Raw genomic sequence first — 20,935 nt, forward strand, 5'->3', positions numbered from 1 at the left:
TCCGGTTCTTGATCGGGCAGCTCGGGCAGCACCGCTTTGTGTGGCCTCGCCACCATGAATCGCCTAAGAAGAACTCTGCTGCTCGGTGCGAATCAACTCGTCCAGGATCCGGTTGCATCGAACCGGACCGGCGTCCGTTTCCAGCAAGATTGGCCTGGTGGTCGCAGCGGGATATGCCTTACGCATCTGATATTGTGCCTCGATCATTGGTTCATCCTGTTCCGCAAAGGCGTACCGCCGCGCGTCCGAGAACCATTGTCTGAACACGACCTGGTCCTCGTTCTTGTCCAGCACATTGCCTGTGCGCGTCGCAGCGAAGTGGTAAAGCGTGGTGTCCTCGGTTTCGGGTGTCAACAGATGTGCACCGAGCACGCCGGATCCTTCGGTGCGTTGGCCCCCCGGTGGGTAGGCGCCTGTATCGTTCAGGATGTAACAGGGCGCAGTCCAACGAATGGTCGACCAGATATCGACTGGTTCTCCGTCCTTGCGGTACACGCGATCGAGCAGGCCGGTAGGGCGTACATCCTGCTTGGGACGATGAACCTTCACGGTATTGCCTTCTTGCTCGACGCGGATGTCGGACTTGATGGTGTCCGGACCGCCGATCACACCGTCATGCAAATATGGCGAGTGACTCAGATCCATCAAGTTATCCGCGACCAGCCGGTAGTTGGCTTTTATCCGAAGGAAATCTCGCCGGGTAATGTGGTACTCCGAGTCGTCGTCCATGAATGAGTAGTCGGGAACGAGCGATGGGTCCGCGGGGGCGGTGCCCATCCAGATCCAGATCATTGAGTGCCGTTCGATCGTGCTATGGCCGCGGACCTTGCAGTTTGGCGAGATACGCTCGGAACCGTGGGGGTTTCGTACGCACTCTCCGGAGGAACCAAATTCCAAGCCATGGTAGCCGCATTGCACGCGGTCGCCTGGCAGCAACTTGCCCAAGTGCAACGGGGCGAACTTGTGCGGGCACAGGTTGGTCAAGGCAGCCACTTCACCTGACGCCTTACGAAAGAAAACCAGCGGTTCGTCAAGGATGGTTCGTGGAACCAGACTGCCGGCCCCGAGCGCTTCCGACCACATCGCTGCATACCAAGCGTTTCGCAAAAACATAAACCTCTCCAATGACTCCATTGCTGTGCAGGACCGCTTGTCGCCCCGTCTGCTGTGCAACAACGGCGGGGCGCTATAGAAGGGCCGGCAAGCGGGATGGTTCAAGTGACCCGGGTCCAGACGGACTTGGTGTGAAGGAACTCTTCCATATGCTCGATGCCCGACTCGCGGCCGTAGCCGCTGCCCTTGTAGCCACCGAACGGCACGGCCGCGTCCATGGTCTGATAACAATTGATCCACACGGAACCGGCACGCAAGCCACGGGACACCTTATGTGCGTTGTTGATATCACGCGTCCATACACCGCTACCAAGGCCATAGGGGGTGGCGTTGCCCCGAGCTATGGCCTCCTCGAGCGTGTCGAATGGCATGACGGAGATGACTGGCCCGAAGATCTCGTCGGTCGCGATGGCCATATCGTCGCGCACGCCGGCAAAGACTGTGGGCGCGACGAAGTAGCCGTTGCCCAAGTTGCCCGATGTGAGCCGGTTGCCGCCCGCGACCAACTCGGCACCTTGTTCAGAGCCGAGTTTCAAATAGGTTTCCACTCGATTGAGCTGTGCCTGCGATACCAGCGGGCCGAGTTGCGTATCCTCGAGCATCGGATCGCCGACCCGCAAGCTCTGCGCGAACGCGCAGAGCTTGCCAACGAATTCGCTGTAAATGCCACGCTGCACAAATAGCCGGGTGCCGGCGCTGCAGATTTGCCCGGAATTGGCAAAAACCGCCATGGCCGTACCAGGTATGGCGAGGTCCATATCCGCATCGGCAAAAACGATGTTCGGCGACTTGCCGCCGAGTTCCAGTGAGACGCGCTTGATGTTGCCGGCCGACGCTTGGATGATCCTTCGTCCGACCTCGGTCGAGCCGGTGAAGGCTATCTTGTCCACGTCCGGATGTGCTGCCAAGGCCGCGCCTGCAGTCGCTCCGCCTGACACCACGTTCACCACGCCGGGCGGAATGCCTGCTTCCAGGCACAATTCGCCGAACCGCAACGGCGACAACGGTGCTTGTTCCGCCGGTTTGAGCACAATCGTGCATCCTGCAGCAAGTGCCGGCGCAGTCTTCCAGATAGCCATGCCAAGCGGGCCGTTCCACGCGTTGATGGCACCGACCACGCCTACTGGCTCCTTTACGGTGTGGGAGAAGATGTCGCCAGGTTGGGAGTTTTCGATGGTCTGGCCGTGTACCGCCGTCGCCAGGCCCGCGTAGTAACGCAGCAGCGCGACCGCGCGTCGTCGCTTACCGGCAATCGAAGCAACGGGGGCACCCATGTCAAGGGTATCCAGCAGGGCCAGCTCGTCGAAATGTGCATCGACCAGGTCAGCCAGCCGCAACAGGCATTGCTGGCGATCGAAGGGTTTCATCCTTCGCCACGGGCCGCTCTCGAACGCGCGGCGGGCCGCCGCGACCGCCAAGTTAATGTCTTCAGGCCCGCCGTCGGCGACCTGCGCAAGTGCAGCGCCATCGGTTGGATTGATGGTGGTGAATACCTTGCCGGAGAGTGCAGGAACCCACTTTCCGTCGATGAGCAGCAGCCGAACGCTGCCGTTAAGAAAAGCGGGATCTGGATAATTTTTCATGGATAGCAATGCTCACTAAAAGGGGCGGCCCGGGTTCACCGGGGACGATCGCCGACGATCGTGGCTCGCATCATGCTGCGCAGGCTGGGGTAGTAGTCTGAGATTGCGTAATGTTGGACAGCGCGGTTATCCCAGAAAACGACTGTGTCCTTTGCCCACTGGATGCGCACCTGATACTCCGGTGTGCGCGCCTGTCGTAACAGGTAGGAGAAGAGGTCGCGCGCCTGCGTCGGCGCGTCCTGGTTCCACACGTTGTCGTTGACTTGCCGGAAATTGGCGAAGTGGGTTGTGAATGCCTCGTTGACGAACAGAATTTTCTCGCCCGTTTCGGGATGCGTGCGCACGACCGGGTGTTCCACCGGAGGGATTTTCTTGCGCAACTCCTCCCGCCCCTCGGCAGTTGGCTGCCGGTTTCCAAAGGCGACACAGGCATCATGGATTGCGCCCAACCCGTCGATCTTGTCTTTCACTGCTTGCGGAAGCGCTTCATACGCGGCCACCATGTTCACGAAAATTGTGTCCCCGCCTACTTCCGGACATTCCACGCACCGCAGTACAGATCCCATCGAGGGCTCGCGATAGAACGATGTATCGGAGTGGAATACGTTCTCAATGCCGCGATTGTCGCTGTGATGGACGAAGGTGACTAACTCAGGATGATCCGGGTGGTGGCTGATAAAGGGGTGCGCTGGCTCCAACGCTCCAAAGCGGCGCGCAAATGCGACGTGTGCTGCAGGCGTCAGGTCCTGCATGCGGAACACCAGAACCTTGTATGCGCCCAGCAGACGTCGCAAAGAAGTGATTTCCTCGTCCGAAAATTCCGTCGCGAGTGAAATGTTGTGGATTTCCAAGCCAAGCGTCGGCGAGAGTTGCTGTCCTGTCCACTTGCCGCAATCGACCAGCGCGCGTGCGGGAACAGCTTGGGAAGGTGAGGGATGCGTGCTCGCAGCAGCGTTGGCGACGGAAGAGAGTGAGCTTTTTTTAATATCAGAAAACAAGGTTATCTCCTTGACAATAAGAGGCAAAAGCGACCGCGTCGCCGCATAAAACGAATTAGTATTCTAATTTTGTTACTGGAATACTTTTCCCTCTATTGGGGTTTTCCATGTGCCATACAGATCAGCACAGACTGACCGTCTAGCGCGCGTGATCCGGCGATTCCACTTGAGTGACGGGTCGTACAGTAGCGGGGAGCGGAACTGATAATGCAAAGCACAGGCAGAGATAGCTGAAATCGTCACAAGCAATGAATCTTGCCAACGACTCGCTAATACTTAAGCTACTTCGCAAACGGGTGGTGTTCATTCGCATGCATACGACTGCCAAAGGACACGTGGAAGACTCGGGGAACTGAAGCCATTTTCTGCCCAGCTGTTCTGTTAGTTCGTTATATAGGTATTCCTAATTAATAATACTTCGTTCGATCCGATGGCGGTGAAATGGCTGTCTTGTCGAAGAGCCCAGCCGCGGCAGTGCCGATTGCTCCGCCTATAACGGCGACATGTGAGACTCAGGTCGCGAAGGGAAATTTCCCGCATGGTGTCGCGAAGATGAGTTCGGCAGGCCAGTTGTCGATTCTGCGCTCAAGGCGTGAGCAAGGGTCGTGGTGATTGGCGCGGGACGGAATCGGTTTATGGGGACCGGTCAGTCATTGTTGACATGGCCTCCCGTACATTCGGGCGATGAGATTTTGGATCTATTTATGGTGTACTGATGTTCTGCTTCAGTCTCGGTCTCGGGGGTGGACAAGTATTCGAGCATACCTGCACATATCAGGATGAGTGTGGCGTCGCCGCCCTCGTAACGCAGGTGGTTCTGGCGGTGGAAGGCGCCGATCTCAAAGCGGCGGTGGGTGGTATGCCCGTGTAGGAGGAGTTGAAATTGATGGGCGGCAAAACCGCTTTCGATCCGCTCCACCCAGATGCACTGACGCCGCGACAACCGTGGTCCTAAACAGGATTCGGGTTCCCGCGACGGTTCATTCACGATCGCACTTATACGATGCGCCTTTGCCGAACTGAAGGCTCAGCCGCGCACGTCGCACTTGAGATACGGCCGTCGCGTGACTGCGCTGTACACTATCAATCCCTCGCGCTCGGCTTCACTCTGATTCATTTGTCCATACACCTGAAAGTCGCCCGACTTCAGTGGTTCGCTGAGCGGGGCGGTCGTGGTTGTACGGGTGGGGTCTCGTCGACTGCATCAGGCGCCAGAAGGTAGCTGCGGACGAGCCTTACAAGTTCAAGCACGAGGCGCGGGTCGTCAATGCTCAGCGGTCCTGGGTCGTTCAACGTCGCATGAACCAGCACGCCGGCAATCGACTGGAATGCAAACAGGATGCGCAGTTTCCGGACGGACGCAGGAAGCCGGGTCAGGTGCGGTGCGAGTTGTGCTTCCATGACGGCGCGATAGCGGTCGCCCGACTCCTTGAACACGTCCCACATGTGTTCCCTGGTGTGCTGGAGTGAAGCGCGCAGCACGCCCTGGTTGGACCGGAAGGTGCCTACCGTGAGCAACACCATCTGCTCACACAATTCGTCAACCCCCATGCGGCGGGCATCGTATCGTTGAATATGTTCGCTGATGAGTGCCTGAGTTCGTATGGTTTGCAGTCGCTGCATGGTCACGAAGAAGGCCAGCTTATTCTCGAAGCGCCCATAAAACGAACCCACGGTAGCGCCGGCTGCCTGGCATACCGCTTCGATCGACAAGTCTTCCAGCGACCGGTCCTGGAGCAGCGTGCGTCCGGCATCGAGCATCGCAAGCGCCGTGCGCAAGCTGCGCCGTTGCTGCGTGGGCACCAATTCGGGAAGCAATCCCTGTTCGATCCAACCGGCCAGTTCCGTCAGTGCTGCATCCGATTTAGCAGCTGTCATCTCCACCCCATCTTCTTCACGTACGCTCGTCTTGTCCAAGTGCTTCATGCCTTATTTCTCCATCTTGACGCACAGAAGTGTACGGCATGCGGAAAACCCCAATGGTGAAAAAATAGCGCAATAATAGAATGAGAATTATAAATCTGTTTTCGGTTATTTGAGCACGGTCCTTGTTTGACATTTCATGTATGCGGCGGAGCGGGCATGGTTCTGAGGGATAGATGGCGCGTCCTATTTACGCATGATGCGAGAGTCGCGCGCTCACTTGCCGCGCAGCGGCATGCTGTTGTTGCTGCACCTTGAGGCCCCAGTATGCAAGTCAGAATTGTTCGCAAATTCGAGGTCGCGATAGACATTTGTGCTTTCGACCTCGCCAGTCTTGATGGCACCCCGATGCCGGCCTTTACCGCCGGCGCCCATATTGACATCCATCTTCAGAACGGCATCACTCGCCAGTATTCGTTATGCAACCGTCCCACCGACCGTGATCGTTATCGGATCGCTGTGCTGCAGGAAGCGAATTCACGCGGCGGTTCGATAGCGATGCATGCGTTAGCCGAGGGCGGCCAGCTGGAAATCAGCGAGCCGAAAAATCATTTTCAGTTGGTTGAAGCAGCGACGCACAGCGTGCTAATAGCTGGCGGTATCGGGGTGACGCCGATCCTGAGCATGGCTGAGCACCTGGCGGCTGCAGGGGAGTCCTTCGAACTGCACTACTGCACCCGCGATCCCGCGCGCGCGGCGTTCCGGGAGCAGTTGACCGGAGGGCATTTCGCGAAACACCTTCAGCTGTATTTCGACAGCGCCGGAGAAGCATATCGCGCCGACCTTGGGGCGTTGGTGGCCATGCCTGAACCTGGCAGGCATCTCTACGTATGTGGCCCGGGTGGCTTTATCGAGGCCGTGTTGCAGGCCGCACGCACAGCGGGGTGGGGCGAACGAAATCTGCATCGCGAATACTTTGCCGCGGCCCCCCAGCCGCGGCGTACCGATAAGGCCTTTCAAATCAAACTGGCGAAAAATGGGCGACTGGTCGATGTCCCCGATGGCGAAACGGTCGTAGCGGCGCTTGCGAAGGCGGGCGTCGAGGTGCCCACGTCTTGCGAGCAGGGTGTGTGTGGCACCTGCCTGACGCGCGTGTTGTCTGGTGAGCCGGATCATCGGGACATGTATCTGACGGACGACGAGCGGGCCGCCAATGACCAGTTCCTCCCGTGCTGCTCGCGTTCGATTTCGCCAGTGTTGGTGCTGGATCTCTGATCGGGATAGTGCCGTTCCCGCAAAGTGAGTCAACGTAGCGGACGGATTTGGAACACTCCAATTTTGGATTCACATTGGCTTCTTCGGAAGCGGAGGAACCTTATGTCTGAATTACCAGCCAGCCAAATGACGGACGCCGAGGAGCGCCGCGTTCTCGCCGCGGACCTCGTGAAATTGAACTGCCGCGTCCATCAGGCCGACGACCCACCGTTATTTACGAGAGAGCCTAAGTCAAGCATGTTGCCGTTGCACTGGCGATGGCGCGATCTGGCTCCGATGCTCAATCGGGCGGGCACAAGCCTGAAGCTCGAAGCTGGCGGCAATCGACGGACGTTGCGGCTGACCAATCCAGGTTTGGCCTACGGCACCACGCCGACGTTCTGGGCGTCGATTCAATACATCCTGCCCGGCGAAGTAGCGACGGCACATCGGCATACGGCTACCGCGCTGCGCTTCATCATGCAGGGACGGGGTGCATACACGACGGTCGACGGCGAACAATATCCAATGAACGAGGGCGATCTCGTCATCACGCCGAGCTGGACCTGGCATGACCACGTGCATCGCGGCGACAAGCCGATGATCTGGCTTGACGTACTCGATATATCGCTGGTCCGAGCGATGCATGCGACCTTCTTCGAGGCGTCCATGGCCGATCTGCAGCCCGTGTCGGAGTTTCCGACCCGTTCATGGCAACAGTTCGGGAGTGGCATCATGCGCCCGGTGAACGCTCCAATACACAACGGCGTCAATCCGTTGCTGGTCTACCCGGCGCAACGATCGGAAGAAGCATTGTCTGCGGCGGCGAAGCTGCCCGCAAATCCACACAACGACACCGCCTTCGAATATCAAAACCCGCTGACAGGTGGTCCGGCGCTGCCGAACATTGGTACCCGTCTGCAGAGACTACGCGCTGGAGGGCGCTGTCTGCCACAGCGCCACACGGGGAGTGTTCTCAACTATGTCATTAGCGGCAGTGGCAGCACCATTGTCGAAGGCCAGCGGTTCGACTGGCATGCCGGCGACTTCATCGCAATTCCCCCGTGGTCCTGGTATGAGCATGCCAATGGCTCGCAGGAAGAAATCGCCACGATGTTTCAGGTCAATGATCTTCCGGTGATGAAAGCATTGGGTTTGCATCGCGAAGAATTCTTGCCCGAATGAAAACCATTCTACTTGAGCATAGAGAGTAAAAATGAAGATAGCAGTCTTTGACGACTACCGAGTCGGCCTGGTTGAAGGCGACTTGATATTTGATGTAACGGCCGCCATCCCGAATGCTTCCGGCGCGTGGCCCCCGGTGTTCATGACTCAGGCGATTGCATCGTGGGACAAATTGTTGCCTCATGTGCAGCAGGCGCGCCGCTCGGCCTGCCCCATTGCTCTAGCTTCGGTCAATCTGCTGCCGCCTAATCCATGTCCGGTACACGTGGTGGCGGCGCCTGCCAACTACCGCAAGCATATTGCCGAGATGGGCACCCTGGCGGTGACCAAGAAAGGTCGTTCGGTCCGTGAACAGGGATTTTTCATGAAGTCGACGGCATCGCTGACGGGACCTGCGCGCGGCATCGAACTGCCGCGCGGATCGGGCCGCCGTTTCGATCACGAGTCGGAGCTCGCAGTGGTCATCGGCAAGGTCACCCGAAACGTCACGCGTGAGCAGGCATTGGCGTCGGTGTTCGGATACAGCTGCCTGATCGACGTTACGATGCGCATCGAAAAAGACGTCGCCGAAGAAGAGCGCGTCATGCGCAAGTCGTTCGATACCTTCACGCCGATGGGGCCGTGGATCGTGACCGCCGACGAGGTTGGTGACCCGCAGCAATTGACCAACCAGCTTTTCGTCAATGGCGAGTGTCGCCAGGATGCCAATACGAGCGACATGATAGTCGGAGTGGCTGAACTGATCGAATTGGTGTCTTCGGTCATGACGCTTTATCCAGGGGACGTGATCGCCTCCGGCACTCCGGAAGGTATTGGCCCGATTCAAGCGGGCGACAAGGTCAGCATACGCATCGCTCGAGTGGGGGAAATGACTGTCGAGGTGAGGGAAACCGAAACGGTCCCGCCATTCCGCTTTGAGATCAAGGCAGCCCAATCAACGTCCCAACAAAGATAGACATCATGTTAAAAAGAAAATCCCCTGTTCTGATCGTCGGGGCTGGTCCGATCGGTCTTTCCCTTGCCGGAGATCTCGGCTGGCGTGGCATCGAGTGCACGCTGATCGAAAAGTCGGACGGCGTCATCCGTCAGGCGAAAATGGATATGGTCGGCATCCGGTCGATGGAATATTGCAGACGCTGGGGTATCGTGCCTTGGGTCGAGGGCGCAGGCTATAACCGCGATTATCCACAGGATTGCGCGTGGGTGACGACGCTCAACGGCTATGAATTTGGGCGCGAGCCGTTTCCCTGCGCGAGTGCGGAACCCTGTCCGCCTCAAAGTCCGCAAAAGCGCGAGCGTTGCCCGCAAAATTTCTTCGACCCGGTATTGCGGCGCTTCGCCGAGCGTTCGACATTGGCCACGCTGCGCTATGAAACAGAGTTACTCAGCTTCGTTGAACACGCCCAAGGCGTAACCGCCACAGTCCGGAATCTGCGCACTGGCGAACTGGAAGACATCGACGCATGTTACTTGGTTGGGACCGACGGCGGTGCCAGCACCGTCCGGCAAGCGCTTGATATTCCGATGGAAGGCCCCGCGGCGTTGACATACACCACCAATGTCATTTTTCGCTGCGATGGTCTGGAACAATTGCACACCATGAAGCCGGCCTATCGTTACATTTTCATCGCAGCAGAAGGCACCTGGGCGACGCTGGTGGCGATCAACGGACGTGACCAATGGCGCTTTTCCCTCGTCGGGGATGCCGACAAGCGTGCGTATTCGGACGAGGAATTGCGCGCCGCGATCGTGCGCGCGGTGGGCCGCGAATTTGACTTCGAGATTCTCTCGGTCCTGCCGTGGGTCAGGCGCCAGCTCGTGGCCCAGCGCTATGGTACCAAGCGTGTATTTCTCGCTGGCGATGCAGCGCATCTGACTTCGCCTACCGGTGGCTTTGGAATGAATACCGGCATTCAGGACGTCGTAAATCTGTCTTGGAAACTGGAAGCAAAGATCAAGGGTTGGGGCGGTGACCATATCCTCGACTCCTACGAGATCGAACAGCGTCCCGTTGGGCTGCGCAATGTCGCCGAGGCTACCGACAATCTGAAGCGAATGCTCAATCCCAGAGTAAAGCAACCTCCGCAGGAGTTGTTTGACAACACGCCCGAGGGCGCGCGGGCGCGCACGGAATTCGGCAACGCTTATACGGAAATGATGCGCCGCGAATGGTTCAGCATAGGTATCCACCTCGGCTATATGTACGAAAACTCGCCGCTCATCGTGCCTGATGGAACGCCTGCGCCTGCCGATACTGTGTCGACCTATACGCAGACTGCGCGTCCTGGTTCACGAGCGCCTCACGTATGGCTGGATAAGGATGTGTCCACCCTCGATCTGTTCGGGACAGAGTTTATGTTGCTGCGTTTTGGCGACAATGCCCCATCAGGCGAAGGCCTGATCACTGCGGCGAAAGAACGAAAGGTGCCAGTCAAAGTGGTGTCGATCAATCATGCCCAAGCGCAGGCAGCTTACGAGCGGTTGCTGGTATTAGTGCGGCCGGATGGCCAATGCGCGTGGCGCGGCGACAGCGATCCTTCGGATCCGCAATACGTCATTGATGCCGTGCGAGGCGCGCTCGCCCGCACATAAACCATGTGCTGATTTCAGCCGCGAGGGTCTGGCTGCAGCGCATAGCCATACTTAACATGTCAGGGGCACACTGTGCTCCCAGCACCAGGTTTTGTTCGACGAACTCGGACTCCTGCATGCCTGCTACATCTAATCACTCGGAGACACGGATGGTCGCGCCCTCACCCTCATCATCGTTCGAACGGACGCTTGCGGCTGCCACGCCCAAGTTTGTTGCCGAAGAAAAGGACTACGTGGTTCGCAAGGTGGGGCGGAGATTGATGTGGTATTTGTTCGCCCTGTATCTGATTTCAGTGCTCGATCGCGGCAATCTAGGCTTTGCTGCCTTTTCGATGAATCGCGATCTCGGCCTCACGCCTCAGATGTTCAGCATTGGTGTCGGGATACTTTTTCTCGGCTATGCCATTTTCGAACTGCCCAGCAATTTGATACTGGCTCGATTCGGCGCGCGCGTCACGCTCACTCGCATCGCATTGCTGTTTGGGCTGGTGACTACGTCAATGGCATTCATCCACGGGCCCATTGGTTTCTACGTGGGGCGTGCGGCATTGGGGGCGGCTGAAGCAGGGCTGAGCCCTGGCGTTTTTCTGTTCCTAAGCTTCTGGATTCCCTCAGCTTATCGTGCCCGTTATAACGCCGTGTTTGCGTATGCAAGTCCGTGTGCGTACATGCTGACCTCTCTTATATCCGGTGCCATCCTGCAGCTCGATGGAGTGCTTAACATACCCGGCTGGAAATGGCTGTTCATGCTGGAGGGCTTGCCCGCCATCGCGCTTGGTATTTTCGGAATTTTTTATCTCACGAACCGGCCCAGGGATGCGAAATGGCTTTCCGAGCGCGAGCGCACGTGGCTAGAGGAAGAACTAGCTGCGGAGACGCGTCTTGAACTGATGCATGGCGCCGGCACCATCAAGGAATTGCTCAAAAGTCCGGCGATGCTCCTTCTTTCACTCGCCTTCATTGGTATTTTCTGCGGCGCGGCCTCACTAGCCGTCTGGCTTCCACAGATCATGCACGCCAATGGCGTACCGCTGCGCTATGTCGGCGTGGTCTCTGCTATTCCGCCTCTGGCAGGTATGGTCGGCATGACCTTTCTGTGCCGCCGCTCAGATCGAAAACGGGAACGTATCTACCATGTTTCAGCCTGCATGCTGCTCGCGGCATCAGGCTACGGCATTGTCGCGGTCTCGCGCAATGCGGCCGCAGCTCTCGGTGGCTTCATGGTTGCGAACATTGGTGTATATGCCTCGTACGCGATCTTCTGGACCATCCCTCAAACCGTCTTCCCGGTCAAAGCCAAGCCCGCCGCGATTGCACTGATCAGTTCAGTGGGTGCGCTTTTCGGCGGCTGGATCGCCCCAATGCTTATCGGCAACGTTCAGAGCAGGGCACATAGTCTAGCTCCGGGTCTTATCGTCGTCTTCGCTGTTTTTGTCATGTCGGCAATCTGCATTTTGCTCGTAGGCCGCATGCTGCGCCGGCAGGTGACGGCGGCGTGAACGGGTGGCAGTAGAAAGCATCACCAAAAATCATAATAGGAGACGAAGATGGGAACATCGCGATTCGCGCCGGTTTTCTGCCCGACAGTTTGCGTGGCGGCGGGGTTGATCTTTAGCGCAGCTTCTTACGCGCAAAGTTCGGTAACGTTATATGGGATTATTTCAGGCGGTATTGGGTACGTTAGTAACGAGGGAGGTAAGCCGGCCATCACGGCGCTGTCCGGCACCCTGCAAAATAATCGCTGGGGCCTTCAGGGTATAGAAGATCTCGGTGGCGGTTTGCAGGCGATCTTTGCCCTGGACAATGCCTTCAACACCATGAATGGCAATACCGCGTATGGGTTGATGTTCGGTCGGCAAGCATACGTGGGCTTGAGCGGTGCACCATGGGGCATGATCACGCTCGGGCGCCAGTTCGAGGTAAGTTTCGACTATCTCAGCGAATATTCCATGATGGCGGCAGGCACCGGACTGGGTGCCCATATTGGCGATAACGACAATATTCTTGGCAGCGTACATTACAACAATTCGATCAAATATCGCATGCCAACTGTTCGCGGGGTTCAGGGAGAGCTGATGTACGCAATGAGTAACACTTCCAGCGCCGCTGAGAATCGCCTTTTTAGCGCGGGCGTCTCGTACGAGCAGGGTCCCTTAAAAATGGGCGTCGCGTACTCGGACCTCACTCGCCCCGGCACTGTGATCAACGCCAGTGGCGCGGCCACTGTCGACTATACAGGCGTACCGTTCGTGCTGTTTCACACCAGTCCACTCAGCGCGTCGGTCGGTGTCAAGGAGCAGCGCGTAGTCGGCGTGGGTGGCCGATACAAGCTCGGAAGCGTCGCATTGGCAGCGATCATCACCGACGTTCGCTTCAATTATCTCGACAACACTAGTCTGCATCTGACCAACTATGACGCCAATGTGGCCTGGTTTGCGCAGCCGGATGTCAAACTGTCAGTTGGTTACACCTACACGTCCGGCAAATACGGCGGGTTTGAACGTTCATCACACTGGAATATGGCCCAAACGGGGATTGATTACTTTCTATCGAAGCGAACGGACTTGGCCCTGTTCGTCAATTACGGGATGGTGCATGACGGGCAGGTCGTGATGTACACGGTTTCACCCTCTGCGATGAACGCGAATCAACTCTTGATCGCGGCAGCGTATCGCCACAAATTTTAGCTGGGGATCCAGGGCGGACTTAAACACAGCGGAGATTCCGCCGATGCAGCCTATCCGGCGCAGTTGCTGAGACTCGGGTTGCTGCCCGAGGGCTATTATCCGCACGAAGATCGCGGCGCACGCGACCTGGCACGCAAGCGCATTCAACTGGTGCGCTATCCCACGGTCCCGCTTCACTCCATCACGTTCAGATTGCAAAACGGTCTGGCGGATCCCCACGACAGACTTGGATCGACGATGTTTTGGAATGCTAAATTATGCTGAGAAAATCCGTCTTTAATGTCCGGGTTTGCTGGCTGCAGACTTCGATCGTGTGGTCGTGCCGGGTGACGGAGGAATTCGGCGCCTTCCAGCCCTCAGGCCAACTCGAGAGCGGTTCGACACGGGTGATTTCACGGCTCGTAGTTTGCTCCATATAAAAGACGGTTGGTAGTTCAACAAGAAGCTACGCGAGGTCTTCAAGCATGTCATTTAGTCTTTAGTCATGTACCTGACGGCTCCTTCGGCAAGCTGTTGAAGCGGCCGTTTGCAAGCGATTGAACGCGGGTCACAAGGCCGCCCAATGCTGCGCGTGCGAGTGCGCCGCCCACACTCACGCGCCGCACGCCGAGCTTGGCAAGCTCGGCGAGCTTGAACGTGGAAGGTCCGCCGATCAGCAGATTGACCGGCTTCGGACCCACCGCAGCGACCACCGATCCGATCTACTCGCGTCTGGATGCCAGGCGCGTACAGACAGTCGGCGCCCGCTTGCACCTATGGAGAACTTAGATAAGGGCGCTGGACGGGTTCAAGCCTGCCGAAGATGTTCAGTTCGCTGTAGTCGCGTTCAATACGCGTTTCGATCCAACCGAAGCCCGAGGCTTAAGCACCTTTCCGTAAGGTGAAACGTATCGCGCTATGGTTTCAGGCTACGGCTTCTTCGGCTTCAGTTTCAACCGTTTCCGTCTCCGAATTCCGGATCAGGTAATCGAATGCGCTGAGGGACGCCTTGGCGCCTTCGCCAACCGCGATCACGATCTGCTTGAACGGTACGGTGGTGACATCGCCTGCCGCGAACACGCCCGGCACCGAGGTCGCACCGCGCGCATCCACCACGATCTCGCCGTGACGCGACAACTCGACCGTGCCCTTGAGCCATTCCGTATTCGGCACCAGCCCGATCTGCACGAACACGCCTTCCAGTTCGACGTGCTTCGCTTCGCCCGAACTCAGGTCCTTGTACGAAAGGCCGTTGACCTTCTTGCCGTCGCCGGTGACTTTCGTGGTCTGCGCCTGCGTGATGACGGTCACGTTCTTGAGGCTGCGCAGCTTGCGTTGCAGCACGGCGTCGGCACGCAGTTCCGTACCGAATTCGAGCAGCGTCACCGCGCTGACCAGTCCGGCCAGATCGATCGCCGCTTCAACGCCGGAATTGCCGCCGCCGATCACCGCAACACGCTTGCCCTTGAACAGCGGGCCGTCGCAATGCGGGCAATACGCCACGCCGTGGTTGCGATATTGCTTCTCGCCCGGCACGTTGATTTCGCGCCAGCGGGCGCCCGTGGCAAGCACGATCGTCTTCGCTTTCAGCACCGCGCCGTTGGCGAGGCGCACTTCGTGGATCTTGCCGGGCAGGAGCGCTTCGGCGCGCTGCACGTCCATGATGTCGACGTCATAGCTCTTCACGTGCTGCTCGAGCGCCGTTGCAAATTGCGGTCCTTCCGTCTCTTTCACCGAGACGAAGTTTTCGATGGCGAGCGTGTCCAGCACCTGCCCGCCAAAGCGCTCAGCCGCCACGCCGGTCGAGATGCCCTTGCGCGCCGAGTAGATGGCAGCCGCTGCGCCCGCAGGTCCGCCGCCGACGATCAGCACATCGAATACGCCTTTCTTTTCGAGCTCTTTCGCGGCGCGGGCGCCGGCGTTGCTATCGAGCTTCGCGAGGATTTCCTTCACGCCCGTGCGGCCCTGGCCGAATACTTCGCCGTTCATATAGACGGTGGGGACGGCCATGATCTGGCGCTGCTCGACTTCGTCCTGGAACAGCGCGCCGTCGATGGTGACCTGGCGGATCCGCGGGTTGATCAGCGCCATCACGTTCAGCGCCTGCACGACTTCCGGGCAGTTCTGGCATGACAGCGAGATATACGTTTCAAACTCGTAGTCGCCGTCGAGCGCGCGGATCTGTTCGATCACCGCGTCGTCGAGTTTGACCGGATGACCGCCGGTCTGGAGCAGCGCCAGGACCAGCGACGTGAATTCATGGCCCATCGGAATGCCCGCGAAACGGATACCGGTGGGTTTGCCCGGTTCGCCGATGGAAAACGAGGGCTTGCGTTGCGCATCGTCGCGCTTCTCGATCACCGCAATGCGGTCCGACAGCGTGGCGATTTCATGCAGCAGGCCTTGCAGTTCGACCGATTTCGGCGAGTTGTCGAGTGAAGCGACGATCTCGACCGGCCGGCTGATCTTTTCCAGATACGCTTTCAACTGAGTCTTGAGGTTGGCTTCCAGCATGGCGATTCGAGTCCGTGTGACGAGGGTTTTTATTAGCGCGGGGAATGCGGGGCGAGCGTCGTCCGGGCCGCGAGCGGCCCGGACACTACACTCATTTACAACGAGGATTTAAACCTTAGATCTTGCCGATGAGGTCAAGCGACGGCGTCAGCGTTTCAGCGCCCGGCGTCCACTTGGCAGGGCACACTTCGCCCGGGTGTGCTGCAACGTATTGCGCTGCCTGAACCTTGCGCAGCAGTTCGCCTGCATCACGGCCAATGCCGTTGTCATGGATTTCGCACAGCTTGATCTCGCCTTCCGGATTGATCACGAACGTGCCACGCAGCGCCAGGCCTTCTTCTTCGATCAGCACGTCGAAGGCGCGCGAGATGACCAGCGTCGGATCGGCAATCATCGGATACTTGATCTTGCCGATCGTATCCGACGTGTCGTGCCATGCCTTGTGCGTGAAGTGGGTGTCGGTCGACACGCTATAGATTTCCACGCCCAGCTTCTTGAATTCCGCGTAACGGTCGGCCAGATCGCCGAGTTCCGTCGGGCAGACAAACGTGAAGTCAGCCGGGTAGAACACCAGGACGGACCATTTGCCCTTCAGGGTTTCGTCGGTCACGGTGGTGAAGTCGCCGTTGTGGTAAGCGTTGGCTTTGAACGGTTTGACCTGGCTGTTGATGATCGGCATTACGTGTGTCCTTGTGTTAAGTGGTTAAGTGGTTAGGAAGTGAACGAAGTATGAAGGGAGACGCCCAAGAGGGAAAATCGAATGATTTAATGGGGTCGATGTGGTGAGGCTATCAGGGTTAACACGGCAGCTGCCGCATTAACGGGGCCGCATTTTATCGTTACCTGGAACCTGCTGCCAGTATCGGGAGCGCGGGGAAGGTCAACACACACGGGCATGGGCGTTGCGCCTATCCCGCTTTGGCTAACTGAATCAACCGGAGGGTGTATGAAAATCGGCATCATTGGCGCGGGCAATATTGGGCGCGTGCTGGCGCTGCGCTGGGTCGAGCGTGGGCATGAGGTCCTGATCGGCAACTCGCGGGGGCCGGATACCCTGGCCGCAGTCGCCGGCGAAACCGGCGCGAAGCCGGCCGAACTCGCCGACGTGGTACGCGGCGCGGCCGTGATCGTGGTCACGATCCCCGAAAAGAAGGTGCTGAACCTGCCTGCGGGCCTGTTCAGCGACGTACCGGAAACCACTGTCGTGATCGATACGGGCAATTATTATCCGCGCGAGCGTGATGGCCGTATCGAGGGGATCGAGTCCGGCATGATGGAAAGCGCGTGGGTTGCGCAGCAGATCGGGCGTCCGGTCATCAAGGCTTTCAACAACATCTACGCGGCCCATTTGCGCGATCTCGGCAAGCCTGAAGGCACGCCGGGACGCGTGGCGCTGCCGGTCTCGGGCGACAACGCCGACGCCAAGGCCGTGGTGATGCAACTCGTCAACGAGATGGGCTTCGATCCGGTGGATAACGGCACGATCAGCGACTCCTGGCGCCAGCAGCCGGGCACGCCGGTCTACACGAAGGATTTCGACAGGGAAGCGTTGAAGGCCGCTTTGCAGAAGGCGGAGCGGGCTCGCAAGCCGCAATGGAGCGGAACCGACAAGAGCCCCGGCAGCTTCGATCACCCCGCGTGAAGCCGCGCGGCGACGGGCCTTCCAAAGCCCGTCGCCGCGTAGTTGCAGCCGATAGTTGCAGCCGATAGTTGATGCCGCGCAGTTGAAGCCGGCGTTTTCAGTCGAGCGAGATGCCGTCGAACCGGTGTCCGCCCAGCGGGCTGATCTCGTAGCCCTTGACGTCCTTCGTCATCAACTGGAACGCGTTGGCGTGGGCGATCGGCGTGTACGGAACCTGGTCCTTGAACACGACCTGCGCCTGCTCATACAGCTTGGTGCGGGCCGGCTGGTCGGTGATCAGCCGCGCTTTCCCGATCAGATCGTCGAATTGCCTGTCGCACCACTTCGCCACGTTGCTGCCATGCACCGCGTCGCAGCCGAGGGTCGTGCCGAGCCAGTTGTCCGGGTCGCCGTTGTCGCCCATCCAGCCGTAGAGGATTGCGTCGTGCTCGCCGCCTTCCTTCGCGCGCTTGTTATATTCGGCCCATTCGTAGGTCACGATGTTCGCTTTCACGCCAATCTTCGCCCAGTCCGATTGAATCAATTGCGCCATCAGGCGAGCGTTCGGGTTATAGCCGCGCTGCACGGGCATGGCCCATAGCGTGATCGAAAAGCCGTTCGGGAAACCGGCTTGCTTCAGCAGGTCGCGCGCCTTCGCCGGATCATAAGGTGCATCTTTCAACGCCTTGTTATACGACCATTGCGACGGCGGCATTGGATTCGACGCCACGGTCGCCGCCCCTTCGTAGACGCTCTTCAGGATGGCCGGTTTGTCCACGGCCATGTCCAGCGCGCGGCGCACGAGCACGTTATCGAGCGGCTTGTGGGTAGTGTTGTAGCCGACATAAGCCACGTTGAAACCTACGCCCGACAGCACCGCGAGGTTCGGATTGCTGCGTGCGGTCTGAATGTCGGCGGGGCGCGGGAAGGCCGTCATCTGGCATTCGCCACTGGCGAGTTTCTGCATGCGCACGGCGGCGTCCGGCGTGATGGCGAACACCAGTTTCGCGATATGCACGTCCTTCTTGTTCCAGAAGTCGGGGTTCGCGTCGTAGCGGATGGTTGCGTCTTTCTGGTAGTCGCGGAACACGAACGGCCCCGTGCCCACGGGCTTCTGGTTCAGGTCCTCCGTCTTGCCGGCCTTCAGCAGCTGGTCGGCATATTGCGCCGACACAATGGAGGCGAATTCCATTGCTATGTTGCGCACGAACACCACGTCCGACGTGTGCAGCGTGAAGCGCACCGTGTAGTCGTCGAGTTTTTCAACCGATGCAATGTTCTTGTCGTAACCGAGGTCGCTGAGATACGGGAAGCTGACCGGATGCGCTTTCTGGAACGCATTGTCCGGGTCGATCATGCGTTTGAACGTGAAGACGACGTCGTCGGCGTTGAAGTCGCGCGTGGGTTTGAACCAGGGCGTGGTCTGGAACTTGACGCCGTGACGGAGATGAAACGTGAAGGTCTTCGCGTCGGTCGACTCGTCCCATGATGTAGCCAGGCCCGGCACCAGGTCGAGCGATCCGCGCTGGAATTCGACGAGGGTGTCGTAGACTGCGTGCGCGCCGGCATCGAAGTCCGTACTGGTGGTGTATTGCGCGGAATCGAAGCCTGCCGGGCTGCCCTCCGAACAGAACACCAGGGTTTTGCCCGCCGCGTGGGCAGTGCCGGCGAGTGTGCCAAAGGCGGCAAGCGTGCAAACCGCAGTGCGGACCAGCGCGCGGGCTGGAGCGAAGAACGAACCGGGTGTCAGGCTTTTACGGGGCATGTAAGGTCGATAAAAGGGTAAAGGCGGGTTGACGCACGCCCGGGAGCGCCCGGGCGTGCCTAAGTAGCCGCATACTTTACCAACCACGGAATTTTTGACGAAGCGATACGTTCTTCTTTTGATATGCCGAAATCAGTTGTCTGGACGTGGAGCGTTCATGCGCCTCGCCAGGGGCCATGGGGGCTTCCAGCCTGTGGGCTGCAAATATTTCCCGGGCGTTTTAACATGTCGGACCGGGCGCTCCCGCTTCTTTCCGGCTTCTTGCTAAAGTTACCGACTAAATACCGGCACGCGGCCCACGCCCTCCTATGCAGTAGAAGAGAACATGAAAAACGTTTCTGATTCACCGGCAGCCACTGCCGTAGCAGCCCACGAAGAATGTGTCGAACTCGTGGCGAAGGCCACGATTCCCACGCGTTACGGCGTGTTTGAGTCGCATGTGTATCGGGTGACAAGCACGGGCGCCGAGCATTTGACGCTAGTCATGGGCGATGTCAGCCACGGCGAATCCGTGCTGTGCCGGCTGCATTCCGAATGTGTCACGGGCGATGTATTCGGCTCGTATCGCTGCGATTGCGGTGAGCAACTGGATCTCGCAATGCGTTATATCGCGGCCGAAAATCGCGGCATCCTGCTGTATCTGCGTGGTCATGAAGGGCGCGGCATCGGGCTGGCGAACAAGATTCGGGCGTATGCGCTGCAAGAGCAGGGTTACGACACGGTCGACGCCAACCTGCATCTCGGCTTGCCCGACGACGCGCGCGAATACGACTCGGCCGCTGCCATCCTGCGCGCGCTCGACGTTCGGTCGGTGCGTTTGATGAGCAACAATCCGTCGAAGTTCGACACCTTGCTCAAGCACGACATCCCGGTCTGCGAACGGGTCGCGCTGGCCATTCCAGTGCGTGAGGAAAACGAGCGCTACATCAAGACGAAGCAGGTCCGTTTCGGCCACTACTTCGACGAAAACGAGTAGCTGACTGCGGGGGCATATCGGGTATCCGGTATCCGGTCTCAGGTTGCGTCGTGGAAAATGATGCCGGCCGTATGCCTGTGCCCCGATCTCAGCCGGCTTACGCCATGCCTGAGATTCACGCGATAAGCCCCGCGCGTTCCGTTCACCGGCCGGTTATGCACGGCAAAAATCACTGCGTCCCCTTGTGCCAGCGGCACGACTTCGGCCCGTGACTGCATGCGCGGCCGCTGCTCGGTGATCACGAACTCTCCGCCCGTAAAGTCGCGTCCCGGTGCGGACAGCAAGATGGCGAGCTGGAGCGGAAACACATGCTCGCCGTACAGGTCCTGATGCAGGCAGTTGTAGTCGCCTTGCGCGTATTGAAGGATCAGCGGTGTGGGCCGAAGCTGTCCGGCGGCATGGCATCGATCGATAAAATCGGCATGGTCCGGCGGATAGCGCGTGTCAATACGCATGATCTCGTTCCACCGGTTTGCGATTCCCACAAGACGCGGATAAACACTTTCCCGCAAGGCGCCGATCACCTCGGGCAGCGGATAAGCGTAGTACTTGTACTCGCCGCGCCCGAAGCCGTGGCGCGCCATGACCACGCGGCTCCTGTATAACGCGTCGCGTGCATAAAGCGCTCTCAGCGCGTCACATTCCGCGGGTGTGAGCAGGTGTCCGACCGTCGCGCAGCCGAATCCATCCAGTTCTTCCTCCACCGCATGCCAGTCGATGGCGTTCACGCGCGCTTCAATATTTGTCGCCAGGGCATCCATTAGCAGCTTCTCCAATGCAGGTTCAATGATCCTGGCCAGTGTCC

17 protein-coding genes and 1 pseudogene are annotated in these 20,935 nt (G+C 58.8%); 9 read left to right on the top strand and 9 right to left on the bottom strand.

The window, feature by feature from the left end:
• Positions 1–63: 63 nt before the first annotated feature.
• From ABH944_RS16920 to ABH944_RS16935, 4 genes are all read right to left on the bottom strand, one after another.
• Positions 64–1,113, bottom strand: a complete 1,050-nt coding sequence (locus ABH944_RS16920) for a Rieske 2Fe-2S domain-containing protein (protein WP_404609286.1) — start codon at positions 1,111–1,113, stop codon at positions 64–66.
• A gap of 101 nt (positions 1,114–1,214) precedes the next feature.
• On the bottom strand, positions 1,215–2,696 hold the full coding sequence (locus tag ABH944_RS16925; protein ID WP_404609288.1) for an aldehyde dehydrogenase family protein: 1,482 nt from the start codon (positions 2,694–2,696) through the stop codon (positions 1,215–1,217).
• Positions 2,697–2,731: 35 nt separating this feature from the next.
• Positions 2,732–3,694 carry a TauD/TfdA dioxygenase family protein gene (locus ABH944_RS16930; RefSeq protein WP_404609290.1) on the bottom strand — a complete coding sequence of 321 codons (963 nt, stop codon included), beginning with the start codon at positions 3,692–3,694 and terminating at the stop codon, positions 2,732–2,734.
• A 1,146-nt stretch (positions 3,695–4,840) separates the two neighbouring features.
• Positions 4,841–5,620, bottom strand: coding sequence for a TetR/AcrR family transcriptional regulator (locus ABH944_RS16935; protein WP_404609292.1), 780 nt, complete (start codon positions 5,618–5,620; stop codon positions 4,841–4,843).
• A 264-nt stretch (positions 5,621–5,884) separates the two neighbouring features.
• Between ABH944_RS16935 and ABH944_RS16940 the strand changes: the two genes are divergently transcribed.
• The 7 genes and pseudogenes from ABH944_RS16940 to ABH944_RS44645 form a co-directional block, all read left to right on the top strand.
• Entirely contained in the window at positions 5,885–6,832 is a 948-nt protein-coding gene (locus tag ABH944_RS16940) for a PDR/VanB family oxidoreductase (protein WP_404609294.1), read from the top strand.
• A gap of 102 nt (positions 6,833–6,934) precedes the next feature.
• Positions 6,935–7,996, top strand: coding sequence for a cupin domain-containing protein (locus ABH944_RS16945; protein WP_404609295.1), 1,062 nt, complete (start codon positions 6,935–6,937; stop codon positions 7,994–7,996).
• A 31-nt stretch (positions 7,997–8,027) separates the two neighbouring features.
• Complete coding sequence (locus ABH944_RS16950) at positions 8,028–8,951, top strand: fumarylacetoacetate hydrolase family protein (RefSeq protein ID WP_404609297.1); 924 nt, start codon at positions 8,028–8,030, stop codon at positions 8,949–8,951.
• A 5-nt stretch (positions 8,952–8,956) separates the two neighbouring features.
• Entirely contained in the window at positions 8,957–10,588 is a 1,632-nt protein-coding gene (locus ABH944_RS16955; protein WP_404609299.1) for an FAD-dependent oxidoreductase, read from the top strand.
• Positions 10,589–10,737: 149 nt separating this feature from the next.
• The gene (locus ABH944_RS16960; RefSeq protein WP_404609301.1) at positions 10,738–12,087 is read left to right on the top strand and encodes an MFS transporter; all 1,350 of its coding nucleotides are present in this window, start codon (positions 10,738–10,740) and stop codon (positions 12,085–12,087) included.
• Positions 12,088–12,135: 48 nt separating this feature from the next.
• The gene (locus tag ABH944_RS16965) at positions 12,136–13,275 is read left to right on the top strand and encodes a porin (RefSeq protein ID WP_404609303.1); all 1,140 of its coding nucleotides are present in this window, start codon (positions 12,136–12,138) and stop codon (positions 13,273–13,275) included.
• A 15-nt stretch (positions 13,276–13,290) separates the two neighbouring features.
• A pseudogene (locus ABH944_RS44645) lies at positions 13,291–13,458 on the top strand (IS110 family RNA-guided transposase); the annotation flags it as partial.
• Positions 13,459–13,757: 299 nt separating this feature from the next.
• On the opposite strand, the gene ABH944_RS16970 reads toward ABH944_RS44645, so the two are convergent.
• From ABH944_RS16970 to ahpC, 3 genes are all read right to left on the bottom strand, one after another.
• Complete coding sequence (locus ABH944_RS16970; protein ID WP_404609305.1) at positions 13,758–13,967, bottom strand: isocitrate lyase/phosphoenolpyruvate mutase family protein; 210 nt, start codon at positions 13,965–13,967, stop codon at positions 13,758–13,760.
• Positions 13,968–14,178: 211 nt separating this feature from the next.
• Positions 14,179–15,768 carry an alkyl hydroperoxide reductase subunit F gene (gene ahpF, locus ABH944_RS16975; RefSeq protein ID WP_404609307.1) on the bottom strand — a complete coding sequence of 530 codons (1,590 nt, stop codon included), beginning with the start codon at positions 15,766–15,768 and terminating at the stop codon, positions 14,179–14,181.
• Between the two features lie 115 nt (positions 15,769–15,883).
• Entirely contained in the window at positions 15,884–16,447 is a 564-nt protein-coding gene (gene ahpC / locus ABH944_RS16980; protein ID WP_062087982.1) for an alkyl hydroperoxide reductase subunit C, read from the bottom strand.
• Between the two features lie 267 nt (positions 16,448–16,714).
• Here ahpC and ABH944_RS16985 point away from each other — a divergent pair, with 267 nt between their 5' ends.
• Complete coding sequence (locus ABH944_RS16985; protein ID WP_404609309.1) at positions 16,715–17,410, top strand: NADPH-dependent F420 reductase; 696 nt, start codon at positions 16,715–16,717, stop codon at positions 17,408–17,410.
• A gap of 97 nt (positions 17,411–17,507) precedes the next feature.
• Here the strand turns inward: ABH944_RS16985 and ABH944_RS16990 are convergent, their stop codons facing one another.
• A complete protein-coding gene (locus ABH944_RS16990) occupies positions 17,508–19,154 on the bottom strand; it encodes an ABC transporter substrate-binding protein (protein ID WP_404609310.1) in 1,647 nt (548 codons plus the stop codon).
• Between the two features lie 325 nt (positions 19,155–19,479).
• Between ABH944_RS16990 and ribA the strand changes: the two genes are divergently transcribed.
• Entirely contained in the window at positions 19,480–20,130 is a 651-nt protein-coding gene (gene ribA / locus ABH944_RS16995; RefSeq protein WP_404609311.1) for a GTP cyclohydrolase II, read from the top strand.
• A 38-nt stretch (positions 20,131–20,168) separates the two neighbouring features.
• Here the strand turns inward: ribA and ABH944_RS17000 are convergent, their stop codons facing one another.
• Positions 20,169–20,891 carry a 2OG-Fe(II) oxygenase gene (locus ABH944_RS17000; RefSeq protein ID WP_404609313.1) on the bottom strand — a complete coding sequence of 241 codons (723 nt, stop codon included), beginning with the start codon at positions 20,889–20,891 and terminating at the stop codon, positions 20,169–20,171.
• Positions 20,892–20,935: the final 44 nt, after the last annotated feature.

Origin of the sequence: Caballeronia udeis (assembly GCF_044909315.1) — a bacterium.
GTDB lineage: Bacteria > Pseudomonadota > Gammaproteobacteria > Burkholderiales > Burkholderiaceae > Caballeronia > Caballeronia udeis_A.

What these genes read in the sequence shown, in the direction of transcription:
- ABH944_RS16920 (WP_404609286.1), bottom strand. Translation starts at nt 1,113, where the DNA reads ATGTTTTTGCGAAACGCTTGGTATGCAGCGATGTGGTCGGAAGCGCTC.
- ABH944_RS16925 (WP_404609288.1), bottom strand. Translation starts at nt 2,696, where the DNA reads ATGAAAAATTATCCAGATCCCGCTTTTCTTAACGGCAGCGTTCGGCTG.
- ABH944_RS16935 (WP_404609292.1), bottom strand. Translation starts at nt 5,620, where the DNA reads ATGAAGCACTTGGACAAGACGAGCGTACGTGAAGAAGATGGGGTGGAG.
- ABH944_RS16940 (WP_404609294.1), top strand. Translation starts at nt 5,885, where the DNA reads ATGCAAGTCAGAATTGTTCGCAAATTCGAGGTCGCGATAGACATTTGT.
- ABH944_RS16945 (WP_404609295.1), top strand. Translation starts at nt 6,935, where the DNA reads ATGTCTGAATTACCAGCCAGCCAAATGACGGACGCCGAGGAGCGCCGC.
- ABH944_RS16950 (WP_404609297.1), top strand. Translation starts at nt 8,028, where the DNA reads ATGAAGATAGCAGTCTTTGACGACTACCGAGTCGGCCTGGTTGAAGGC.
- ABH944_RS16955 (WP_404609299.1), top strand. Translation starts at nt 8,957, where the DNA reads ATGTTAAAAAGAAAATCCCCTGTTCTGATCGTCGGGGCTGGTCCGATC.
- ABH944_RS16960 (WP_404609301.1), top strand. Translation starts at nt 10,738, where the DNA reads ATGGTCGCGCCCTCACCCTCATCATCGTTCGAACGGACGCTTGCGGCT.
- ABH944_RS16965 (WP_404609303.1), top strand. Translation starts at nt 12,136, where the DNA reads ATGGGAACATCGCGATTCGCGCCGGTTTTCTGCCCGACAGTTTGCGTG.
- ahpF (WP_404609307.1), bottom strand. Translation starts at nt 15,768, where the DNA reads ATGCTGGAAGCCAACCTCAAGACTCAGTTGAAAGCGTATCTGGAAAAG.
- ahpC (WP_062087982.1), bottom strand. Translation starts at nt 16,447, where the DNA reads ATGCCGATCATCAACAGCCAGGTCAAACCGTTCAAAGCCAACGCTTAC.
- ABH944_RS16985 (WP_404609309.1), top strand. Translation starts at nt 16,715, where the DNA reads ATGAAAATCGGCATCATTGGCGCGGGCAATATTGGGCGCGTGCTGGCG.
- ABH944_RS16990 (WP_404609310.1), bottom strand. Translation starts at nt 19,154, where the DNA reads ATGCCCCGTAAAAGCCTGACACCCGGTTCGTTCTTCGCTCCAGCCCGC.
- ribA (WP_404609311.1), top strand. Translation starts at nt 19,480, where the DNA reads ATGAAAAACGTTTCTGATTCACCGGCAGCCACTGCCGTAGCAGCCCAC.
- ABH944_RS17000 (WP_404609313.1), bottom strand. Translation starts at nt 20,891, where the DNA reads ATGGATGCCCTGGCGACAAATATTGAAGCGCGCGTGAACGCCATCGAC.